Genomic DNA, 16,485 nt, shown 5'->3' on the forward strand with positions numbered 1-16,485 from the left:
CTTGCTTTGATCACGCTATTCGGCTTTAATTTCATCCGCAAGCCGAAAACCCGCCGAGAACGGAATTCCATGCAAAAGGCTGCCGTCGAAAAAAACAACGAGGCGATCGCGGCCCAACTCGCGCCGGTCGGTCGCGAAACGGTGCAGGATCGCGTCTATTCCGAGCTGCGTCGGGCCTTGATCGGCGGTCTGTTCGAGCCGAGCCAGGTGCTTACGATCCGCGGTCTGGCCGATGCGCTGGTCACCTCGACCATGCCGGTGCGCGAGGCGCTTGGCCGGCTGATCACGGAAAAGGCGCTGGAGGCGCTGCCCAACCGTTCAGTGCGGGTACCGCCAATCACGCTGGAACGTCTCGACGATCTTTTGCGGGCCCGCATCCTGATCGAGGGCGAGGCGATCGCGCTGGCCGCCGCTCGCATGGGGCCGCGCCAGATAGCCACCATCGAAACCATTCTCGGCGAATGGGACGAGATGCGGGCGCTGAAACACAAGAAGGATGTCGACCGCGAAGTGACGCTCAACCAGAGCTTTCACTTCGAGATCTACCGCTCCTGCGGCTCGGCCGTGCTGATCCCGATGATCGAGAGCCTGTGGCTGCAATCAGGTCCTTGCATCCGCGTCGCCATCTACGCCTTCTCGGAAGCCGGCGAGGTCGACACCGCCCAGTATCACCGCCGCATCGTTGAGGCGCTGGCCACGCAGGACGCACGCGCGGCGCGCGAAGCGCTTGTGGCCGACATCAGCCGACCCTTCACCTTCCTACGCAGCAAACTGCAATCCGCCGCCGCGAAAGCCCAGATATGACCTCCATCAGGATCAGCGAGCCGCGCTCGAAGCTTTCCGTCACGGCGCTGCTGTTGCCGGGGAAGGCGCCGGAAAACGCTGCCTTTCTCACGGCCTATCTCGCCACGCCACGTGTCGTCCCCGCCATTCACGCCATGTGGACGGGACCTGAGATTTCCTGCCCGGTTCCCGCCGCCGATCTCGAGGGGCGGGCCTATGCCCAACCGCTGCCGGCCGAGAACGCGACGCTGACGCCGCAGCCGGGCGACATCGTGTTGTCCTACGTGCCGCCGCGCATGTGGGGCGGCAATCCCAATGCGATCTTCGACATCGGCCTGTTCTACGGGCAGGGCGCGCGGCTTCTGTTCCCGATCGGCTGGCTGGCCGGAAGCGTGGTGGCGCAAGTGAAGCTCGAAGAGCGCGATCAATTCGCGGCTGCCTGCGGGGTGATCCGGCGCAATGGCGCCTGCGACGTTACCTTCAGCCTGGGAGGCTTGAATGGCTGAACGCGACGACAGTTTCGAGCTCTTCGATCTTCGCGTCGAGGCGGTCATCCCGCAGGGCAAGCCGATCTATTGCGGCGCCAAGGCCGGCGACTATTTCGAACTCAAGGGCGAGATGCTGTCGATGCCGGCGGGGCAGGGCTTCTCGATCTATTCGATCTCGGCGGTGCTGCCGCTGCTGGCGGCGAAGCAGCGCCCGACCCACCCGAATGACTGGATGACCTCGGACGCCGAGATCGCCTGTCCCGATCCCAACTGCGCCAGCCGGTTAAGGATCGTCAGGACCGGTAAGCGGCGGTTCAGCCATGCCGAAACCACGGCCGTGCCGCTGCCGAAGGAGAATGACCTGACATGACCGCCAAGGCCTTCGAGCTCAGCCCCGGCTATACCGTTTCGCGTGTCATACGAGGTGGCTGGCAACTGGCCGGCGGCCATGGCGCCATCGATCGTAGCCAAGCCGTGACCGACCTCATCGCCACCTTCGACGCCGGCATCTGGACCTATGACTGCGCCGATATCTACACCGGTGTCGAGGAGCTGATCGGCGCCGCGCGCCTGCGGCTGGCCAATGAGCGCGGCCTTGATGCAGCGGCCAAAATGAAGGTGCACACCAAACTGGTGCCCGACCTCGAACGGCTCGCTACGATCAGCCGTGACTACATCAGGGGCATCGTCGACCAGTCGCTTCGCAGGCTGAAGACCGAGCGGCTCGACCTCGTGCAGTTCCATTGGTGGGATTATGCGCAGCCGCGCTATGTCGAGGCGATGGGTTGGCTCAACGAGTTTCGGCTCGAGGGCAAGCTGCGCAATCTCGGTACCACCAATTTCGACACGCCCCGGCTTGCTGAAATCCTGGCAGCCAGCATACCGCTGGTTAGCCAGCAGCTGCAATATTCGGTGCTCGATCAGCGCCCGGCGCACAGCCTCGCCGCACTTGCACAGGAAAACGGCGTGAGCTTCCTCTGCTACGGCTCGGTGGCCGGCGGCTTCCTCAGCGACAGATGGCTCGATGTCGCCGAACCCGCCGTGCCGCTCGAAAACCGCTCGCTGGTGAAATACAAGCTGATCATCGACGATTTCGGCGGCTGGGACCTGTTCCAGCAACTGCTTCGCGCATTGAAGGCGGTCGGCGACCGCCACGCCGTCGACATTGCCACGATCGCCAGCGCCTGGGTGCTGGAGCAGCCGCAAGTGGCGGCGGTCATCGTCGGTGCCCGCAACCAGGCGCATGCGCTGGCCAACGCCAGAATCATGGATGTCGTACTCGACGCCGATGACCGTGCGCGGATTGCCGCCGTCATAGCGCGGGGCAACGGTCTTGAGGGAGACGTCTACACGCTGGAGCGCGACCGGCACGGCCGCCACGGCTCGATCATGCACTACAATCTCAACGCGGGCCGGATATGAAAACCACGAACGACAAGTTGTTTTCGCGGGGCAGCGCCGAAGTCGTCGACCTGCATCGCTTTTTCGTCGACTGGTTCATTGCCGAACGCGCTGACCAAGTGGATTTCGGCCGCTTCGAAGCCGTCATGGGCGAAGGCCTGACCATGATCGCACCAGGCGGCCAGATCCTCGACCGCGATGCCGTGATCGACCATGTGCGCTCCAGCCGCGCCACCTGCGACAACGGCTTCGCCATCTCGATCGAGGACATCCGGCCCGGCTGGCAGGCAGCCGGTACGATCGTCGTCCTCTATGTCGAGGCGCAGCTGCGCGCGGGCAAGCACAGCCGTCGCCAGTCGAGCGCGGTCTTCACCACCAGTTCATCGGCGCCCAACGGCGTCCAATGGCGGCATCTGCATGAAACCTGGCTGCAGGTGCCGGAACACTGAGACTTTCCAGACGTCAAATCAGTTCGTGTAACTCAAGGGGAACAACAATGAGAAAAACGATACTCCAGCTCACCACCGCTCTTGCTCTCGTCACGATTGCCAGTGCCGCACAGGCCGCCGACTGCAAGATCACCGTCGGCCTCGTCATGGAACTGACCGGCCCGGCCGGCGAATACGGCCAGGCCGGCGCCAAGTCGGTCGAGATGGCCTTCCGCGACATCAACGAAGCCGGCGGGGTACGCGGCTGCGATCTCGTTACCGACACGCGCGACAGCCAGAGCCAGGGCAACATCGCGGTCGACGCCGCCACCCAGTTGGTTCAGGTCAAGAAAGTGCCTGTTATCATCGGTGGCATCATCTCCTCTGTGTCGATCCCGATCCTGACCTCGGTGACCGCGCCGGCCAAGATCGTCCAGGTCTCGCCGGCCTCATCCTCGCCCACGCTGACGACACTCGGTCGCGACGGCAAAACCAACGGCATCTTCTTCCGCACCATCACCTCGGACGCGCTGCAGGGCGTGGCCGCCGCCAAATACGCCGTCGACAAGGGTTTTAAGAAGCTGGCCATCATCCACGTCAACAACGACTTCGGCGTCAACATGGTGGCCGAATTCTCGCGTGCCTACAAAGCGCTCGGCGGCACCATCGTCTCCGACACGCCCTATAACGAGAAGCAGTCGAGCTATGCCTCGGAAGTCACCGCGGCGATGGCCGGCGAGCCGGATGGGCTTTACCTGGTCAGCACGCCCGTCGACGGCGCCACCATTGCCCGCACCTGGATCTCGCAGGGCGGCGTGCAGAAATTCCTGCTCAACGACGGCATGAACAGCCCTGATTTCATCGAGTCGGTTGGCGCCGACTATCTGAAGGACGCCTATGGCACGTCCTCTGGCACCAGCCCGACCGCCTCGACGGAGTATTTCACCAAGAACTACAAGGCGTTTTCCGGCATCGAACCGTCAAACCCCGCGGCCGACCGCTCCTATGATGCCGGTGCCATTGTCGGGCTCGCCATCGCGATTGCTGGCTCCGAGGAGCCGGCCAAGATCAAGGATGCCATGTACAAGGCGGTCGACCCGGCCGGCACGCCGATCTATGCCGGCAAGGAAGAATTCGCCAAGGCGCTCGGCCTGATCAAGGATGGCAAGCCGATCCGCTATGAAGGCGTCATCGGTCCGGTCGCCTTCGACAAGTTTGGCGACATCACCGGTCCGTTCCGGCTGTGGAAAATTGCCGACGGCAAGGTGACCACCGACGGCGAAATGACCACCGACGACGTCAACGCGCTGCAGGCCAAGCTTCAGTAATCTGCGCGGTCCTTCCGGCATCAATCTCGGCTCTCGCGATTGATGCCGGTATCGCCTAAGGCAGGCCGGTATCGCTTGCACGGCATGCAATCACGAATAGGATCGGCCGGCTGCAATTTGGGGAATGGCGAGCGTGTTGGATAAGGATACTCATCGGGCCATCCGGTTGTTGGATGCTGACGATGCGCCTTGTCACGCAGGCGCCTGAGCCCGATGTCGCCTGAAACGCAACAGCTTCTCTCCGCGCTTGGCGACAGTCTGGGCGCGGGCGGCGTGCTCGCCGGCTCCGACGTCGACCAGCGCTACCTTGACGATCCCGACGGCAAGCTCGGCGCGCTTGCCGAAGCCGTGCTGCGCCCGCGCGACACCGAGGGTGTCGCGGCAGCACTAGCCGCGTGCAACGCTCTTCGCCAGCCGGTCGTCATCCAGGGCGGACGCACCGGGCTGGCCGGTGGCGCGCGCGTCCAGCCGGGCGAGGTCGTGCTGTCGCTGGAGCGCATGACCGGCCTTGCCGCGCCGGATCGTCAAGCCGCCACGATCGTTGTCGAAGCCGGCGCAACGTTGCAGGCCGTGCAGGAGGCCGCCGATGGCGCCGGTCTGATGTTCGGCGTCGATATCGGCGCGCGCGGCTCGGCCATGGTCGGCGGCAACATCGCCACCAATGCCGGCGGCATCCGCGTGCTGCGCTACGGCATGTACCGCGCACAGGTGCTGGGACTGGAGGCCGTGCTTGCCGACGGCAGCGTTCTGACTTCATTGAAAGGCCTGCCCAAGGACAATTCCGGCTACGACCTCGGCCAGCTCTTCATCGGCACGGAAGGGACGCTCGGCGTCGTCACCCGCGCCGCGCTCAAACTGCACCCGAAGCGTGCTTCCGAGGTGAACGCCTTCTGCGCGCTGCCTTCGCTCGATGCGGCGATCGCCTTGCTTGCGCTGCTCCGGCAAAAGCTCGGTCCGTTGTTATCAGCCTATGAGGTCAACTTCGCGCCGCTCTATGACATCATGGTCGCCAGCATGGCCATGCCGGCGCCGTTGCCTCCCGGCTCACCCGTCTATGTGCTGGCCGAAATCCAGGGCAGCGAGCCCGAACGCGACGGCGAGCGCTTCGCCGAGGTGCTGATGCAGGCGGTCGAGGACGGCGTCGTCGACGATGTGGTCGTCTCGCAGTCGCCGCGCGAATTCCGCGCGCTGTGGGATGTGCGCGAGGATGCCAACCGCGTCCTGTTTTCGATGAAAGGCCTGATCGGCGTCGACATCAGCATCCCGCTGGCGCGCATGGCAACCTTCCTGCGGGAAGCCGATGCCGCCATTCATGCCGTGGATCCCGGCGCCGACATCTATGTCTTCGGCCATCTCGGCGACGGCAACCTGCACTATCAGGTCCTGACGGTGGATCCGGCGGCGGCCTACGGTATCATCTATCGCGGCGTGGCGGCGGCCGGAGGCGGCGTGTCGGCCGAGCACGGCATCGGCCTCGACAAGAAGCAGTGGCTGCATCTGGTGCGCAGCGACGCCGAGATCGCCACGATGCGGCGGCTGAAGGCCGCGCTCGATCCGAACAACATTCTCAATCCAGGACGAGTCTTCGACCTCAACCCGTTGGCTTAAACCTCAGTTCCGTTCCGTCGCCATCTGCTTGGGAATGAGAAAACGGGCGGCGAGCACGCAGAGCAGGACGGTGAACATCAGGATCAGCGCCACCAGCGCGTTGATGTCGGGCGAGAAGCCAAGCCGCATCATCGCCCACAGCCTGACCGGCAGCGTGCTTTGCGTGCCGGTGACCAGGATGGTGATCATGGTTTCGTCGAACGACAGCGCGAAGGCCAGGATGGCGCCGCCGACCATGGCGCTCGACAGGTTCGGCAGGATGATGCGCCAGAAGGTCTGCCAGCCGCTGGCGCCGAGATCGTAGGATGCTTCGACGAGTGTGCGGCTCATCGACTGCAGCCGCATCAGCACGGTGCGATAGACGATCGCCAGCACGAAGACGGTGTGGCCGATGACGACCGTCAGCAGCGAGCGCTCGAGGCCGATCTCGCGGAAGAAGATCAGCAGCGCCAGGCCGCTGATGATCGGTGGCATCAGGAATGGCAGGAAGACGATGAACTGCAGGATTGAACGTCCTGAGCGGCGGCCGTGATAGTAGAGCGCCAGCAGCGTTCCACTGACCACCGACAGCACGACGGTACAGACGCCGACGATCAACGTGGTGCGCAGGGCGGCCAGGATGTCATGGTTCCCCGCCAGCGCCACATAGGTCGAAAGGGTGGGCGACGACCAGTCGACATTGCCATGTGAAATGGTGAAGAACGACGACACGATCGGCACGAAAAGCGGGCTGTAGAGCAGCACCGCGACCAGCGTTGTGATCGCGGCCAAGAAGATGGTGGACGGCCGGGGTAGCGCGCTCATACCGACGTCCCCCGGCTACGTCCGAACCGTTCGCCGATGAGAATGGCGGCGACCACCACGATCGCAAGCGCCACCGACAGCGCCGCGCCGAACGGCCAGTTATAGGCGGTGCCGAACTGGCTGTAGAGGATGCGGCCGAAGGTGAAGCCGCTGATCCCGCCGACCATCTGCGGCGTCAGGAAATCGCCGATCGCCAGCACGAAGACGAAGCTCGCCGCCGAGGCGACGCCGGGCAGGCTGAGCGGCAAAGTGATGCGCAGGAACGTCTGCAGGCCGCTCGCGCCAAGGTCATCCGAGGCACGCAGCAAGGTCTGCGGGATCCGCTCCAGCGACAGGAAGATCGGCAGGATGGCGAACGGGATCAAAAGCAGGCTCAGCGTCAAAAGGATGGCGTTCATGTTGAACACGAAAAGCGTCGACGGCTGATCCAGGATGCCGATCGCCACCAGCGCCTTGTTGAGGAAGCCGTTTAGGCCGAGGATGCTGCGGATTGCGTAGATCTTGATGACGTAGCTCATCAGCAGCGGCACCAGCAGCAGCATCAGCAAGGCATAGCGCCACCGTCCCTTCAGCGTCGTCAGGAAATAGGCCGCGGGATAGGCGAGCAGGATGCAGATCACCGCCACCGACACGCACAGCACGATGGTGTTCCAGAACACCGGCAGAAAGATAGGGTCGGTGAAGAACCTGACATAGTTGCCGAGCGTCGGCGCGTAGACGATCGTGCCCTGGTCGACGCTGAAGAAACTATAGACCAGGAAGATCGCCAGCGGCACGAGAACGAAGATCACCGGCAGGGCAAACGCCAGCAGTGTGACCAACTGTGACAATCGCCGTTCCGCCGCGTGTGTCGAGCCGGCTCCGCTCATGCCAGCACCAGATGGCCTTCATGCGGCGCAAAGCAGAGCGAGACCGTCTCGCCTGACTTGAGCGCGCTGCCGTCGATCCGGCTCGGCATGCGCAACCGCAGGCGTTGCGCTGCATCGTCCGCCCCCGCCATGATCGTGGCGACTGTCGACGAGCCGGCAAAGGCCAGCTCGGCGATGCTGCCGGAAAAGCGGTTGTCGCCATCATTGGCATCCGCAAGACGCAAGGCTTCAGGACGGAACGCCGCAAAGGCGTTGGCGCCGTCGGGGGCGGTCTTCAGATGCGGCTGGTCGCCGATCGAGCAGACCAGGCGTCCAAGGGCCGTCTCGATCGGACGCTGCCCGCCCTGCACGGGACCGAGCTTTCCGGCCACCAGATTGTTCTCACCGAAGAAGCGCGCCACGAACTCGCAATTCGGCTTGTAGTAGAGCTCGTGCGGCGTGCCGAGCTGGCGGATATGGCCGGCCTGCATGACGCAGATCCGGTCAGCCATGCCGATCGCTTCCTCCTGGTCGTGGGTGACGAACAGGAAAGTGGTCTTGATCTCGCGCTGGATGGATTTCAGGAATTCCTGCATCTGCCGGCGTAATTCGAGATCGAGTGCCGCGAGCGGCTCGTCGAGCAGGATCAGGCGCGGCTGGCAGATCAGCGCCCGGGCGAGCGCGACGCGCTGGCGCTGGCCGCCCGAAAGCTGCGCCGGGAAGCGCTCGGCAAAGCGGCCGAGCTGTACCAGTTCGAGGGCTTCTCCGACACGGCGCGCGATCTCCTTGCGCTTGAGATGGCGCACCGAAAGCCCATAGCCGACATTGCCGGAAACCGTCATGTGCGGGAACAGCGCATAGTCCTGGAACACGGTGTTGAACGGCCGCCTGTTGATCGGCATGCGGCTGATGTCCTGGCCGTCCAGCTGGATCTCGCCCGAGCTCAACGGCTCCAGCCCACCGATCAGCCGCAGGACCGTGGTCTTGCCCGAGCCTGATGGTCCGAGAACGGTGAGGAACTCACCGTCCCGGATCGACAGGTCGATGTCGTGCAGCACGGGAACCGTGCCGTAGGATTTCGAGACGGACCGCAGCGTCAAGAGGTCGGTGTTCTGGCTCATGGATTATTCTCGCATACGCTTCGGCGGTCCGGAACGACCGGACCGCCGGGTCCTTCGAGGTCAAGTGCGGAAGGGATCAGGGCGTCGCCTTGACCTCGTTCCACATGTCCGAACGCTTGAGCGGGTCCTCGACATTGTTGAGCCAGACCAGCTTGTCATTGCCGCCGGCGCTGCTCGACTCGACCACGGTGTTGCCGAACCCGGTACGCTCGGAAAGCTCGCCGCTGACCTTTTTGGTCAGCATGAAGTCGATCCACTTCTCGGCTGCGGCATTGTCGCGGACGCCCTTGGAGATCACCCAATTGTCGAGCCAGGCAAGCGCGCCTTCGCTCGGGTTGACGTAGGCGACATGGGCGCCGATCTTCTGCAGCGCCTTGACCTGCTGCTGGCCGTAATTGGCCCAGATCAGCGCAACGTCATTGTTCTGGTAGATCTGCTGGGCCTCGTCGGCGGTGGTGTAGAAGCTCAGCACATTGCGCTTGAGTTCGACCAGCTTGGCCTTGACCGCCGCCATCTGCTCCTCATTGAGGTTGAACGGATCCTTGTAGCCGAGCGTCAGCGCGGTGAACGAGAAATTGTGCTCGCCATTGTCATAGGCGAGGATCTTGCCCTTGTAGGCCGGATCCCACAGGACCGACATCGAGGTAGGCGCCGGCTTGACCTTGTCGGTGTCGTAGATCAGCCCGATGGAATCGAAGCAGAACGGAATGCCGTAGACCTTGCCGTCCTTGGTGTCGCCGCTGACCTGGGACAGATCGCGGAAGCGCGGCAGCACGTCCTTCTGGTTCGCCAGCTTGGTGATGTCGATCGGCGATACCAGATCGGCCTTGATGTAGCGCTGCAGCTGGGCGGTGTTGACGGCGAAGACATCGAAGTCCTGCCCTTCGCTGCCTTTGATCTTGGCCCAGATTTCGTCATCGCTGCCGATGAAGACGACATCGACGCCGATGCCGGTGGCGGCGGTGAAGTCCTTCACCCAGTCCGGGTCGGCATAGCCGTCCCAGGCCAGCACGCGCAGGTTCGCGGCCAGCGCCGCCGATGTCATCAGGCCGATACCGAGCCCGATGGTCGCTAGTCTCAGAAACGCTTTCTTCAGTCCCATTTTAATCTCCCATTGTCGTTCTGGTGGACCGTAATTTCCGGGGCTGTCGCCGTCACAGCCGGGTGACGGCGACCAGTCCCTCGTCCGGCACCGACATCATCCGGTTGCGCAGCGGCTTGCCGAATGCCTGTGCCTGGATTTCATATTCGTCGCCGGAAGCCGTCTTGACGCCGGAGGCGTAGCTCATCACCGCCGCACCGAAGAAATAGGCGTGCAGGTCGCCCGCCCTGCGGTGCATCGGGTAGCGGAAATGGAAATGTTCGAGATTGGCGATCGAGTGCGACATGTGCGCTTCGCCCGACAGGAACTCCTGTTCCCAGATAACAGTGCCGTCGCGCAGAATGCGGGAATGGCCGCGCACTTCTTCGGGCAGGTCGCCGATCAAAAGTTCCGGGCCGATCGAGCAGGAGCGGAGTTTCGAGTGGGCGAGATAGAGGTAGTTCTCGGCCTCCGTCACATGGTCGGAATATTCATTACCCAGCGCATAGCCGATGCGGTAGGGGCGGCCGTCCGGCCCATTGAGGTAGAGCCCGACGATCTCGGCCTCTTCTGCGCCAGCTTTCGCGAATGCGGGCATCGGCAGATCGGCGCCAGGCGGCACGACACAGGTGCCGACACCCTTGAAGAACCATTCGGGCTGGATTCCGATCTTGCCGGCACCGGGCTTGCCGCCCTCCAGACCCATGCGGAAGATCTTCAGCGAGTCCGATTCCTCGGCGTCCTCGCCGTGGGTCAGCACGTGCATCTTGTCGCGCGCGGCGGCACTTCCGGTGTGGGTCAGGCCGGTGCCGGTGACCAGGAACCGCGCCGGTTCCGGATGGTCGACGGGAGCGAGCACGCGACCTTCGCGCAGCAATTCGCCATAGTCGACCGTGGCCGCACCTGTCCGCTTCTCGATCAGCGACGCGATCGACACGCCCTCGGCGATCGCCGCTTCGGCGAGTTCCAGCACGGTGCTGGTCTTGTCGAGCGGATGCAGGCGATTGCCGTCATCGGAGACGCGGCCGACCCGCCTGCCGCCATCGAGCGATGTGTACTGAACAAGACGCATGAAATACCCTTCTTCCCTTGAGGCTGTACCGGTCACACCCAGCCCGCATCGACGATAAACTGCTGGCTCGTGCACATGCGGCTGTCGTCGGCGGCAAGGAACAGCGCCATGCGCGCAATATCGGAAGGCTGCAGCCGGTCGGGCAGGCACTGCCGCTCCGCGATCTGGCGTTCGCCGGCCGGGTTCAGCCACAGCCGCATCTGGCGCTCCGTCATGACCCAGCCAGGCACCATGCAATTGACGCGGATGCGCTCGGGGCCGAGTTCGCGGGCCAGCGCCCGCGTCATACCATAGACAGCGGCTTTCGCGGTGACATAGGCCGGACAATCGGGATCGCCGACCATCCAGGTGATGGAGCCGAAATTGATGATCGAGCCGCCGCCATGCGCGCTCATCTGCGGACGCACCGCCTGGGCCGCGAAGAACTGATGGCGCAGATTGACCGCCATGCGGTCATCCCAATAGGCCACAGTCACATCCTTGGTCTGATGGCGGTCGTCATTGCCGGCATTGTTGCACAGCGCCTGGATCGGCCCGTTGTGCCGCGCCGCCTGCGCGGTGGCGGCCTGCAGCTCTTCGACATTGCGCAGGTCGCAGGGAATGAACAGTGGGACGGGATGTCCTTCGGTCGCGATCGCATCGACCAGGCGTCGTGAAGCCTCCTGCGCCAGGTCGACGAAGGCGACGCGGCTGCCTTGGGCGCAGAAATGGCGCACCAGGCTCTCGCCGATGCCGCTGCCGCCCCCGGTTATGAACACGCTGCGGCCCTTGAGGCTGGGGTAGGTCGCGTAGCTGCCGATCTGATCCGTCATCACGCGCCTCTCTAATGGGAATGCCGGGGGATGCCGGCGTCGCGCCGACCGACGAGAAAGTCGAAATCGCAGCCCTTGTCGGCCTGCAGCACGCGCTCGACATAGAGGCTCTGGTAGCCACCCTGCGGCGGGGCCGGCGGCTTCCAGTCGCGGCGGCGGATCGCCAGTTCCTCATCCGAGACCAGCAGCTCCAACCGGCGACCGGCAACATCGAGCTCGATGAGATCGCCGTCGCGCACCAGCGCAAGCGTGCCGCCTGCCGCGGCCTCGGGCGCCACATGCAGCACCACCGTGCCGTAGGCGGTGCCGCTCATGCGCGCGTCCGAAATGCGCACCATGTCGGAGACGCCTTCCCTGAGCAGCTTGGCCGGCAGCGGCATGTTGCCGACCTCGGCCATCCCGGGATAACCGCGCGGTCCGCAATTCTTCAGCACCATCACCGAAGACGCATCGATATCCAGCTCCGGATCGTCGATGCGGGCGTAGTAATGCTCGATGTTCTCGAAGACGACGGCCTTGCCGCGATGCTGCATCAGCTCGGGCGTTGCCGCCGACGGCTTGATGACCGCCCCATTGGGCGCCAGATTGCCGCGCAGGATCGAGATGCCTCCTTCCTTGGTCAGCGGCTCGCTCAGCGGCCGGATGACTTCACGGTTGTAGTTTGGCGCGCCATCGATCAGTTCACCGATGGTCTTGGCGCTGACGGTCATGGCGTCGCGATGAAGAAGCCCCACTTCATCAAGCGACGCCATGACCGCAGCTAGCCCCCCGGCATAGTAGAAATCTTCCATCAGGAACCGGCCCGACGGCATCAGGTCGACGATGGTCGGAACGTCGCGGCCAAGGCGGTCCCAGTCATCGAGGCTGAGATCGACACCGGCCCGGTTGGCGATGGCGATCAGATGCAGCACCGCATTGGTCGAGCCGCCGATCGCGCCGTTGACGCGGATGGCGTTTTCGAAGGCCTCCCTGGTCAAGATCTGCGAAATCGTCACGTCCCGGCGGACGAGGTCGACGATCTGCCGTCCGGCCAGTTGGGCGAGCACGCCACGGCGCGAATCAACCGCCGGGATCGCGGCATTGTCCGGCATGCCGATGCCGAGCGCCTCCACCATGCTGGCCATTGTCGAGGCCGTGCCCATCGTCATGCAGCTGCCCGCCGACCGGCTCTGGCCCTGCTCGGCCGCGAGGAAGTCGGAGATCGGCATGCGGCCGGCCTTGACCTCCTCGGCGAATTTCCAGACATGCGTCCCCGAGCCGATATCCTGTCCGCGGAACTTGCCGTTGAGCATCGGCCCACCAGAGACGGCGATGGTCGGCAGATTGCACGAGGCAGCCCCCATCAGCAGCGCCGGCGTGGTCTTGTCGCAGCCGACCAGCAGGATGACGCCGTCAATCGGATTGCCACGGATGGATTCCTCGACATCCATGCTGGCCAAGTTGCGGAACAGCATGGCGGTCGGACGCATGTTGCTTTCGCCCAGCGACATCACGGGGAATTCCAGCGGCAGGCCGCCGGCTTCATAGACACCACGCTTGACGTGATCGGCCAGCGCCCGCAGGTGGGCATTGCACGGGGTCAGTTCCGACCAGGTGTTGCAGATGCCGATCACCGGGCGGCCGTCGAAAGCATCTGCCGGGATGCCTTGGTTCTTCATCCAGCTGCGATGCATGAAGGCGTTTTTGCCTTCACCGCCGAACCAGGCTTCGGACCGCAGTTTGCGCTTGGTCTCGGTCACGATTGCAGGCCCCGATCGTTGCGGCGTTTGTTGCGGTTCTCGACGCTGCGGCGCACGTCATCCTCGGCATTGTCGATGAGCACCAGCAGCGCCTTTTGCGCGCCCGCGGCATCGCCGGCGGCGATCTTCTCGGCCACTTCCCGGTGCAGCGGCAAGGAGTGGCGCTGGCCCGCAGGATTGTCGTTGGAGAGGCGAAAGCTCATTACCAATGCGGTCTCGACCAGCGCCGCCAGCGAGCCGATCAGCTCGTTGCCGGTCATGCGCAGAATAGTCTGGTGGAACAGAAGGTCAGGCTTGGCGAAGCGGTCACCGTCGTCGCTGACTGCTTCCATTTCGGTGAGCGCGGCATGGATCTCGGCGACCTGCACCGGCGTGGCGCGCTGGGCGGCAAGGGCCGCCGACATCGGCTCGATGGCGCGGCGTAATTCGAACAATGCCCGGACATCGTCGGCGCTGACACCGCCAGCATAGCGCCATGACAGGACGTCGGGATCGAGGAAATTCCAGTCCGCGCGCGGGCGCACCCGTGTGCCGGTCTTCGGCCGCGATTCCACCAGCCCCTTGCCGGCCAGCACCTTGATCGCCTCGCGCAGCACCGTGCGGCTGACCCCCAGCATCTCGCTGGAATCATCGGCATTCGGCAGGGCTTCGCCGGGCAGGAAATCGCCTTGCACGATGCGCAAGCCGATCTGCTCGACCACCGTCGCGTGCAGCGCGGTGGAACCGCTGGAAACCGCCACAGCAACCCGTGACGTGCGCGCGGTGCTGAATGATTTTCTATTCTTCATACTATTCATATGATATGTCTTATAGCCATGGCGGTTGGAGTCAAGGGATTGGGGAGTGCCGATGACAAAGAAATCCGCAGCCGTTGCCGCGCAACGCACGGAGCTGGTCTCGATCACTGACGGCATCGCGACGGTCGAAATTGCTCCGGCAGCCGGCGGAGCGCTAGCGTCGTATCGGTGGTGGCAAAATGGTTCAGCCGTGGATTGGCTACGCCCGGCCGATCCAGCGGCGATCAGCCGTCGCGATGCCGGCGCCATGGCTTGCTTTCCGCTTGTGCCCTATTCCAACCGGATCAGGGGTGGCCGCTTCGAATTCGCCGGGCGCCCCATTCGACTCCCGACGGGTCCGGACGATCCACATCATGAGCACGGCCATGGCTGGCGTCACCCATGGACGGTCGTGAGCCATGAAGCGAGCATGATCGTCCTGCGCTATCGCCACGCCCCGATTCCTGGCCATGGAGCTATGAAGCCGAGCAGAAGATCTCTCTGGCAGGCGGCAGGCTTTGCATGACCATTGCGGTGCGCAACCTGTCGGACGCGCCGATGCCGGTCGGCTTCGGCCTCCATCCCTACTTTCCGGCGACACCGTGGACGCATGTCCAGGCCCGGGTATCGGGCATGTGGGAAACCGATACGCAGGTCCTGCCCATCCGGCATATCCCGCCGCCCGCAGGCGCCGACCCATCCATCGGCTTTGACGTATCGGAAGTGGACTTCGACACGGTCTTCACCGGATGGGCGCGCCACGCCCGGATTTCTTGGCCCGAACGTGGACGGCAGCTGGATATCGAGGCGGAGGCGCCGCTCGATTTCCTCGTCCTCTACACCCCGCCCGGCGAGCCGTTCTTTTGCGCCGAGCCGGTCAGCAACATCACCGATGCCTTCAACCGGATAGATCACGAGGATGTCAGCACCGGCTGCATCGTGCTGGCGCCCGGCCAAAGGCGATCCGCCAGCGTTCGCTTCACGCCGTCATTGGCGGTTTGATCTTCCTTGTCAGCCGCAAGACGACGCCGGAGCCCTGACGCCGCCAAATGGCATCCGTGCTTCATCTCCGACCGCCGCTCGAGATCTCGTTGGCGACCTCGTCGGCTGAAATGATCACACCGCATGGCTCTGCCGCATGAAGGCGCGGCCGAATGATTCCGAGACCGTCTCGATCTCGGTGGCCGGCGCGGTCATGCCGTTGGTGCAAATATCATTTTGCCGAACCAAATGCCTTGTGCAATGTGGACATGGAGGATCGAAATCGTGCCATTCGTCACCCTTGGCGGGATCACGCTGCATCACCGGTATGTCGAGGCGAACGGCAGGACGCCACCGCTGGTCTTCATCAATTCGCTCGGCACCGACTTCCGCATCTGGGACGAGGTCGTTGCGCTTCTGGCCGGCGAGATGCCTCTGCTCGTCTATGACAAGCGAGGTCACGGGCTTTCCGACAATGGCACCGGCGTACGCTCGATTGACGACCATGCCGACGATCTGAGCGCCCTCATAGACCATTTCGGTTTCAACGGGGTTGTCCTGGTCGGCCTGTCGGTTGGCGGCATGGTCGCGCAACGCCTCTACGCCCGCCGGCCCGAGATCGTCCACGCCCTGGTCCTCAGCGATACGGCCCACAAGATCGGCACTGCCGAGAGCTGGAACAGCCGCATTGCGACCATCGAGCGCGACGGCATCGAGGCGATCGCCGACGGCGTGATGAAAGTGTGGTTCACGCCGGATTTCCATGCCGGGCGCGCCGCCGATCTTGCCGGCTGCCGCAACATGCTGATCAGACAGGCACTGCCCGGCTATATCGGAACCTGCATGGCGGTCCGCGATGCCGATTTCACCGACGCGGCGCGCCGCATCGCCGTGCCGACGCTCTGCATCGTCGGCGACCAGGATGGCTCGACGCCTCCCGATCTCGTCCGTTCGCTGGCCGGCCTGATCCCCGGCGCGCGTTTCGAGATCATCCGCGACGCCGGACATATTCCTTGCGTCGAACAACCTGAAGCGCTCACCGCCTTGATCCGCGACTTTGTCGCCTCGCTTCCCGAGGGAAAGCCCGCTCAAGGATGATGTCTCCAAAAACCCCATCGATAGCGCGAGCGTTCGATCATCAAGTTGGCGGAAAACTATGTCGGCCTGCCCTGTTAGGGCCTGTTCTATCCCGATGGATCGGGGATGGGGCTCTAT

At 63.9% G+C, this 16,485-nt stretch carries 18 protein-coding genes; 10 read left to right on the top strand and 8 right to left on the bottom strand.

The genetic code is table 11. The annotated features are described in order from the left end of the window. Positions 1-69: 69 nt before the first annotated feature. From O7B34_RS11560 to O7B34_RS11590, 7 genes are all read left to right on the top strand, one after another. Complete coding sequence (locus O7B34_RS11560; protein WP_337146199.1) at positions 70-804, top strand: GntR family transcriptional regulator; 735 nt, start codon at positions 70-72, stop codon at positions 802-804. Then, positions 801-1,289 (top strand): DUF3830 family protein, encoded by a 489-nt coding sequence (locus tag O7B34_RS11565; RefSeq protein ID WP_337146200.1) that lies wholly within the window; start codon positions 801-803, stop codon positions 1,287-1,289. The genes O7B34_RS11560 and O7B34_RS11565 overlap by 4 nt, the downstream gene beginning before the upstream one ends. Then, positions 1,282-1,641 carry a TIGR04076 family protein gene (locus tag O7B34_RS11570; protein WP_337146201.1) on the top strand — a complete coding sequence of 120 codons (360 nt, stop codon included), beginning with the start codon at positions 1,282-1,284 and terminating at the stop codon, positions 1,639-1,641. Before O7B34_RS11565 ends, O7B34_RS11570 begins: the two co-directional genes overlap by 8 nt. Then, complete coding sequence (locus tag O7B34_RS11575) at positions 1,638-2,693, top strand: aldo/keto reductase (protein WP_337146202.1); 1,056 nt, start codon at positions 1,638-1,640, stop codon at positions 2,691-2,693. The genes O7B34_RS11570 and O7B34_RS11575 overlap by 4 nt, the downstream gene beginning before the upstream one ends. Then, on the top strand, positions 2,690-3,121 hold the full coding sequence (locus O7B34_RS11580; protein WP_337146203.1) for a hypothetical protein: 432 nt from the start codon (positions 2,690-2,692) through the stop codon (positions 3,119-3,121). The genes O7B34_RS11575 and O7B34_RS11580 overlap by 4 nt, the downstream gene beginning before the upstream one ends. A 47-nt stretch (positions 3,122-3,168) precedes the next feature. Next, positions 3,169-4,428 carry an ABC transporter substrate-binding protein gene (locus O7B34_RS11585; RefSeq protein WP_337146204.1) on the top strand — a complete coding sequence of 420 codons (1,260 nt, stop codon included), beginning with the start codon at positions 3,169-3,171 and terminating at the stop codon, positions 4,426-4,428. 213 nt (positions 4,429-4,641) lie between these two features. Continuing rightward, on the top strand, positions 4,642-6,036 hold the full coding sequence (locus O7B34_RS11590; protein WP_337146205.1) for an FAD-binding oxidoreductase: 1,395 nt from the start codon (positions 4,642-4,644) through the stop codon (positions 6,034-6,036). Between the two features lie 3 nt (positions 6,037-6,039). Here O7B34_RS11590 and O7B34_RS11595 read toward each other — a convergent pair whose 3' ends face one another. The 8 genes from O7B34_RS11595 to O7B34_RS11630 all read right to left on the bottom strand — a co-directional run bounded on the left by O7B34_RS11595 (position 6,040) and on the right by O7B34_RS11630 (position 14,310). Then, positions 6,040-6,840 (bottom strand): ABC transporter permease, encoded by an 801-nt coding sequence (locus O7B34_RS11595; protein ID WP_337146206.1) that lies wholly within the window; start codon positions 6,838-6,840, stop codon positions 6,040-6,042. Further along, entirely contained in the window at positions 6,837-7,670 is an 834-nt protein-coding gene (locus tag O7B34_RS11600; protein WP_337146207.1) for an ABC transporter permease, read from the bottom strand. Before O7B34_RS11600 ends, O7B34_RS11595 begins: the two co-directional genes overlap by 4 nt. A gap of 35 nt (positions 7,671-7,705) precedes the next feature. Then, positions 7,706-8,809 carry an ABC transporter ATP-binding protein gene (locus O7B34_RS11605; RefSeq protein ID WP_337146208.1) on the bottom strand — a complete coding sequence of 368 codons (1,104 nt, stop codon included), beginning with the start codon at positions 8,807-8,809 and terminating at the stop codon, positions 7,706-7,708. 76 nt (positions 8,810-8,885) lie between these two features. Next, positions 8,886-9,911: an ABC transporter substrate-binding protein gene (locus O7B34_RS11610; RefSeq protein WP_337141385.1), complete on the bottom strand. Its 1,026-nt coding sequence runs from the start codon at positions 9,909-9,911 to the stop codon at positions 8,886-8,888. Between the two features lie 52 nt (positions 9,912-9,963). After that, entirely contained in the window at positions 9,964-10,962 is a 999-nt protein-coding gene (araD1, locus tag O7B34_RS11615) for an AraD1 family protein (RefSeq protein ID WP_337146209.1), read from the bottom strand. A gap of 32 nt (positions 10,963-10,994) precedes the next feature. Further along, entirely contained in the window at positions 10,995-11,774 is a 780-nt protein-coding gene (locus O7B34_RS11620; RefSeq protein WP_337146210.1) for an SDR family NAD(P)-dependent oxidoreductase, read from the bottom strand. Positions 11,775-11,785: 11 nt separating this feature from the next. Beyond that, entirely contained in the window at positions 11,786-13,513 is a 1,728-nt protein-coding gene (locus O7B34_RS11625; protein ID WP_337146211.1) for an IlvD/Edd family dehydratase, read from the bottom strand. Continuing rightward, positions 13,510-14,310, bottom strand: a complete 801-nt coding sequence (locus O7B34_RS11630; RefSeq protein ID WP_337146212.1) for a FadR/GntR family transcriptional regulator — start codon at positions 14,308-14,310, stop codon at positions 13,510-13,512. The genes O7B34_RS11625 and O7B34_RS11630 overlap by 4 nt, the downstream gene beginning before the upstream one ends. A gap of 52 nt (positions 14,311-14,362) precedes the next feature. Here O7B34_RS11630 and O7B34_RS11635 point away from each other — a divergent pair, with 52 nt between their 5' ends. The 3 genes from O7B34_RS11635 to pcaD all read left to right on the top strand — a co-directional run bounded on the left by O7B34_RS11635 (position 14,363) and on the right by pcaD (position 16,368). Further along, positions 14,363-14,815 (top strand): aldose epimerase family protein, encoded by a 453-nt coding sequence (locus O7B34_RS11635; protein WP_337146213.1) that lies wholly within the window; start codon positions 14,363-14,365, stop codon positions 14,813-14,815. Beyond that, the gene (locus O7B34_RS11640; protein ID WP_337146414.1) at positions 14,791-15,291 is read left to right on the top strand and encodes an aldose epimerase family protein; all 501 of its coding nucleotides are present in this window, start codon (positions 14,791-14,793) and stop codon (positions 15,289-15,291) included. The genes O7B34_RS11635 and O7B34_RS11640 overlap by 25 nt, the downstream gene beginning before the upstream one ends. Before the next feature lie 264 nt (positions 15,292-15,555). Next, positions 15,556-16,368 carry a 3-oxoadipate enol-lactonase gene (gene pcaD / locus O7B34_RS11645; protein WP_337146214.1) on the top strand — a complete coding sequence of 271 codons (813 nt, stop codon included), beginning with the start codon at positions 15,556-15,558 and terminating at the stop codon, positions 16,366-16,368. Positions 16,369-16,485: the final 117 nt, after the last annotated feature.

It is taken from the genome of Mesorhizobium sp. Cs1299R1N3 (assembly GCF_037179625.1).
Taxonomy (GTDB): Bacteria; Pseudomonadota; Alphaproteobacteria; order Rhizobiales; family Rhizobiaceae; genus Mesorhizobium; species Mesorhizobium salmacidum.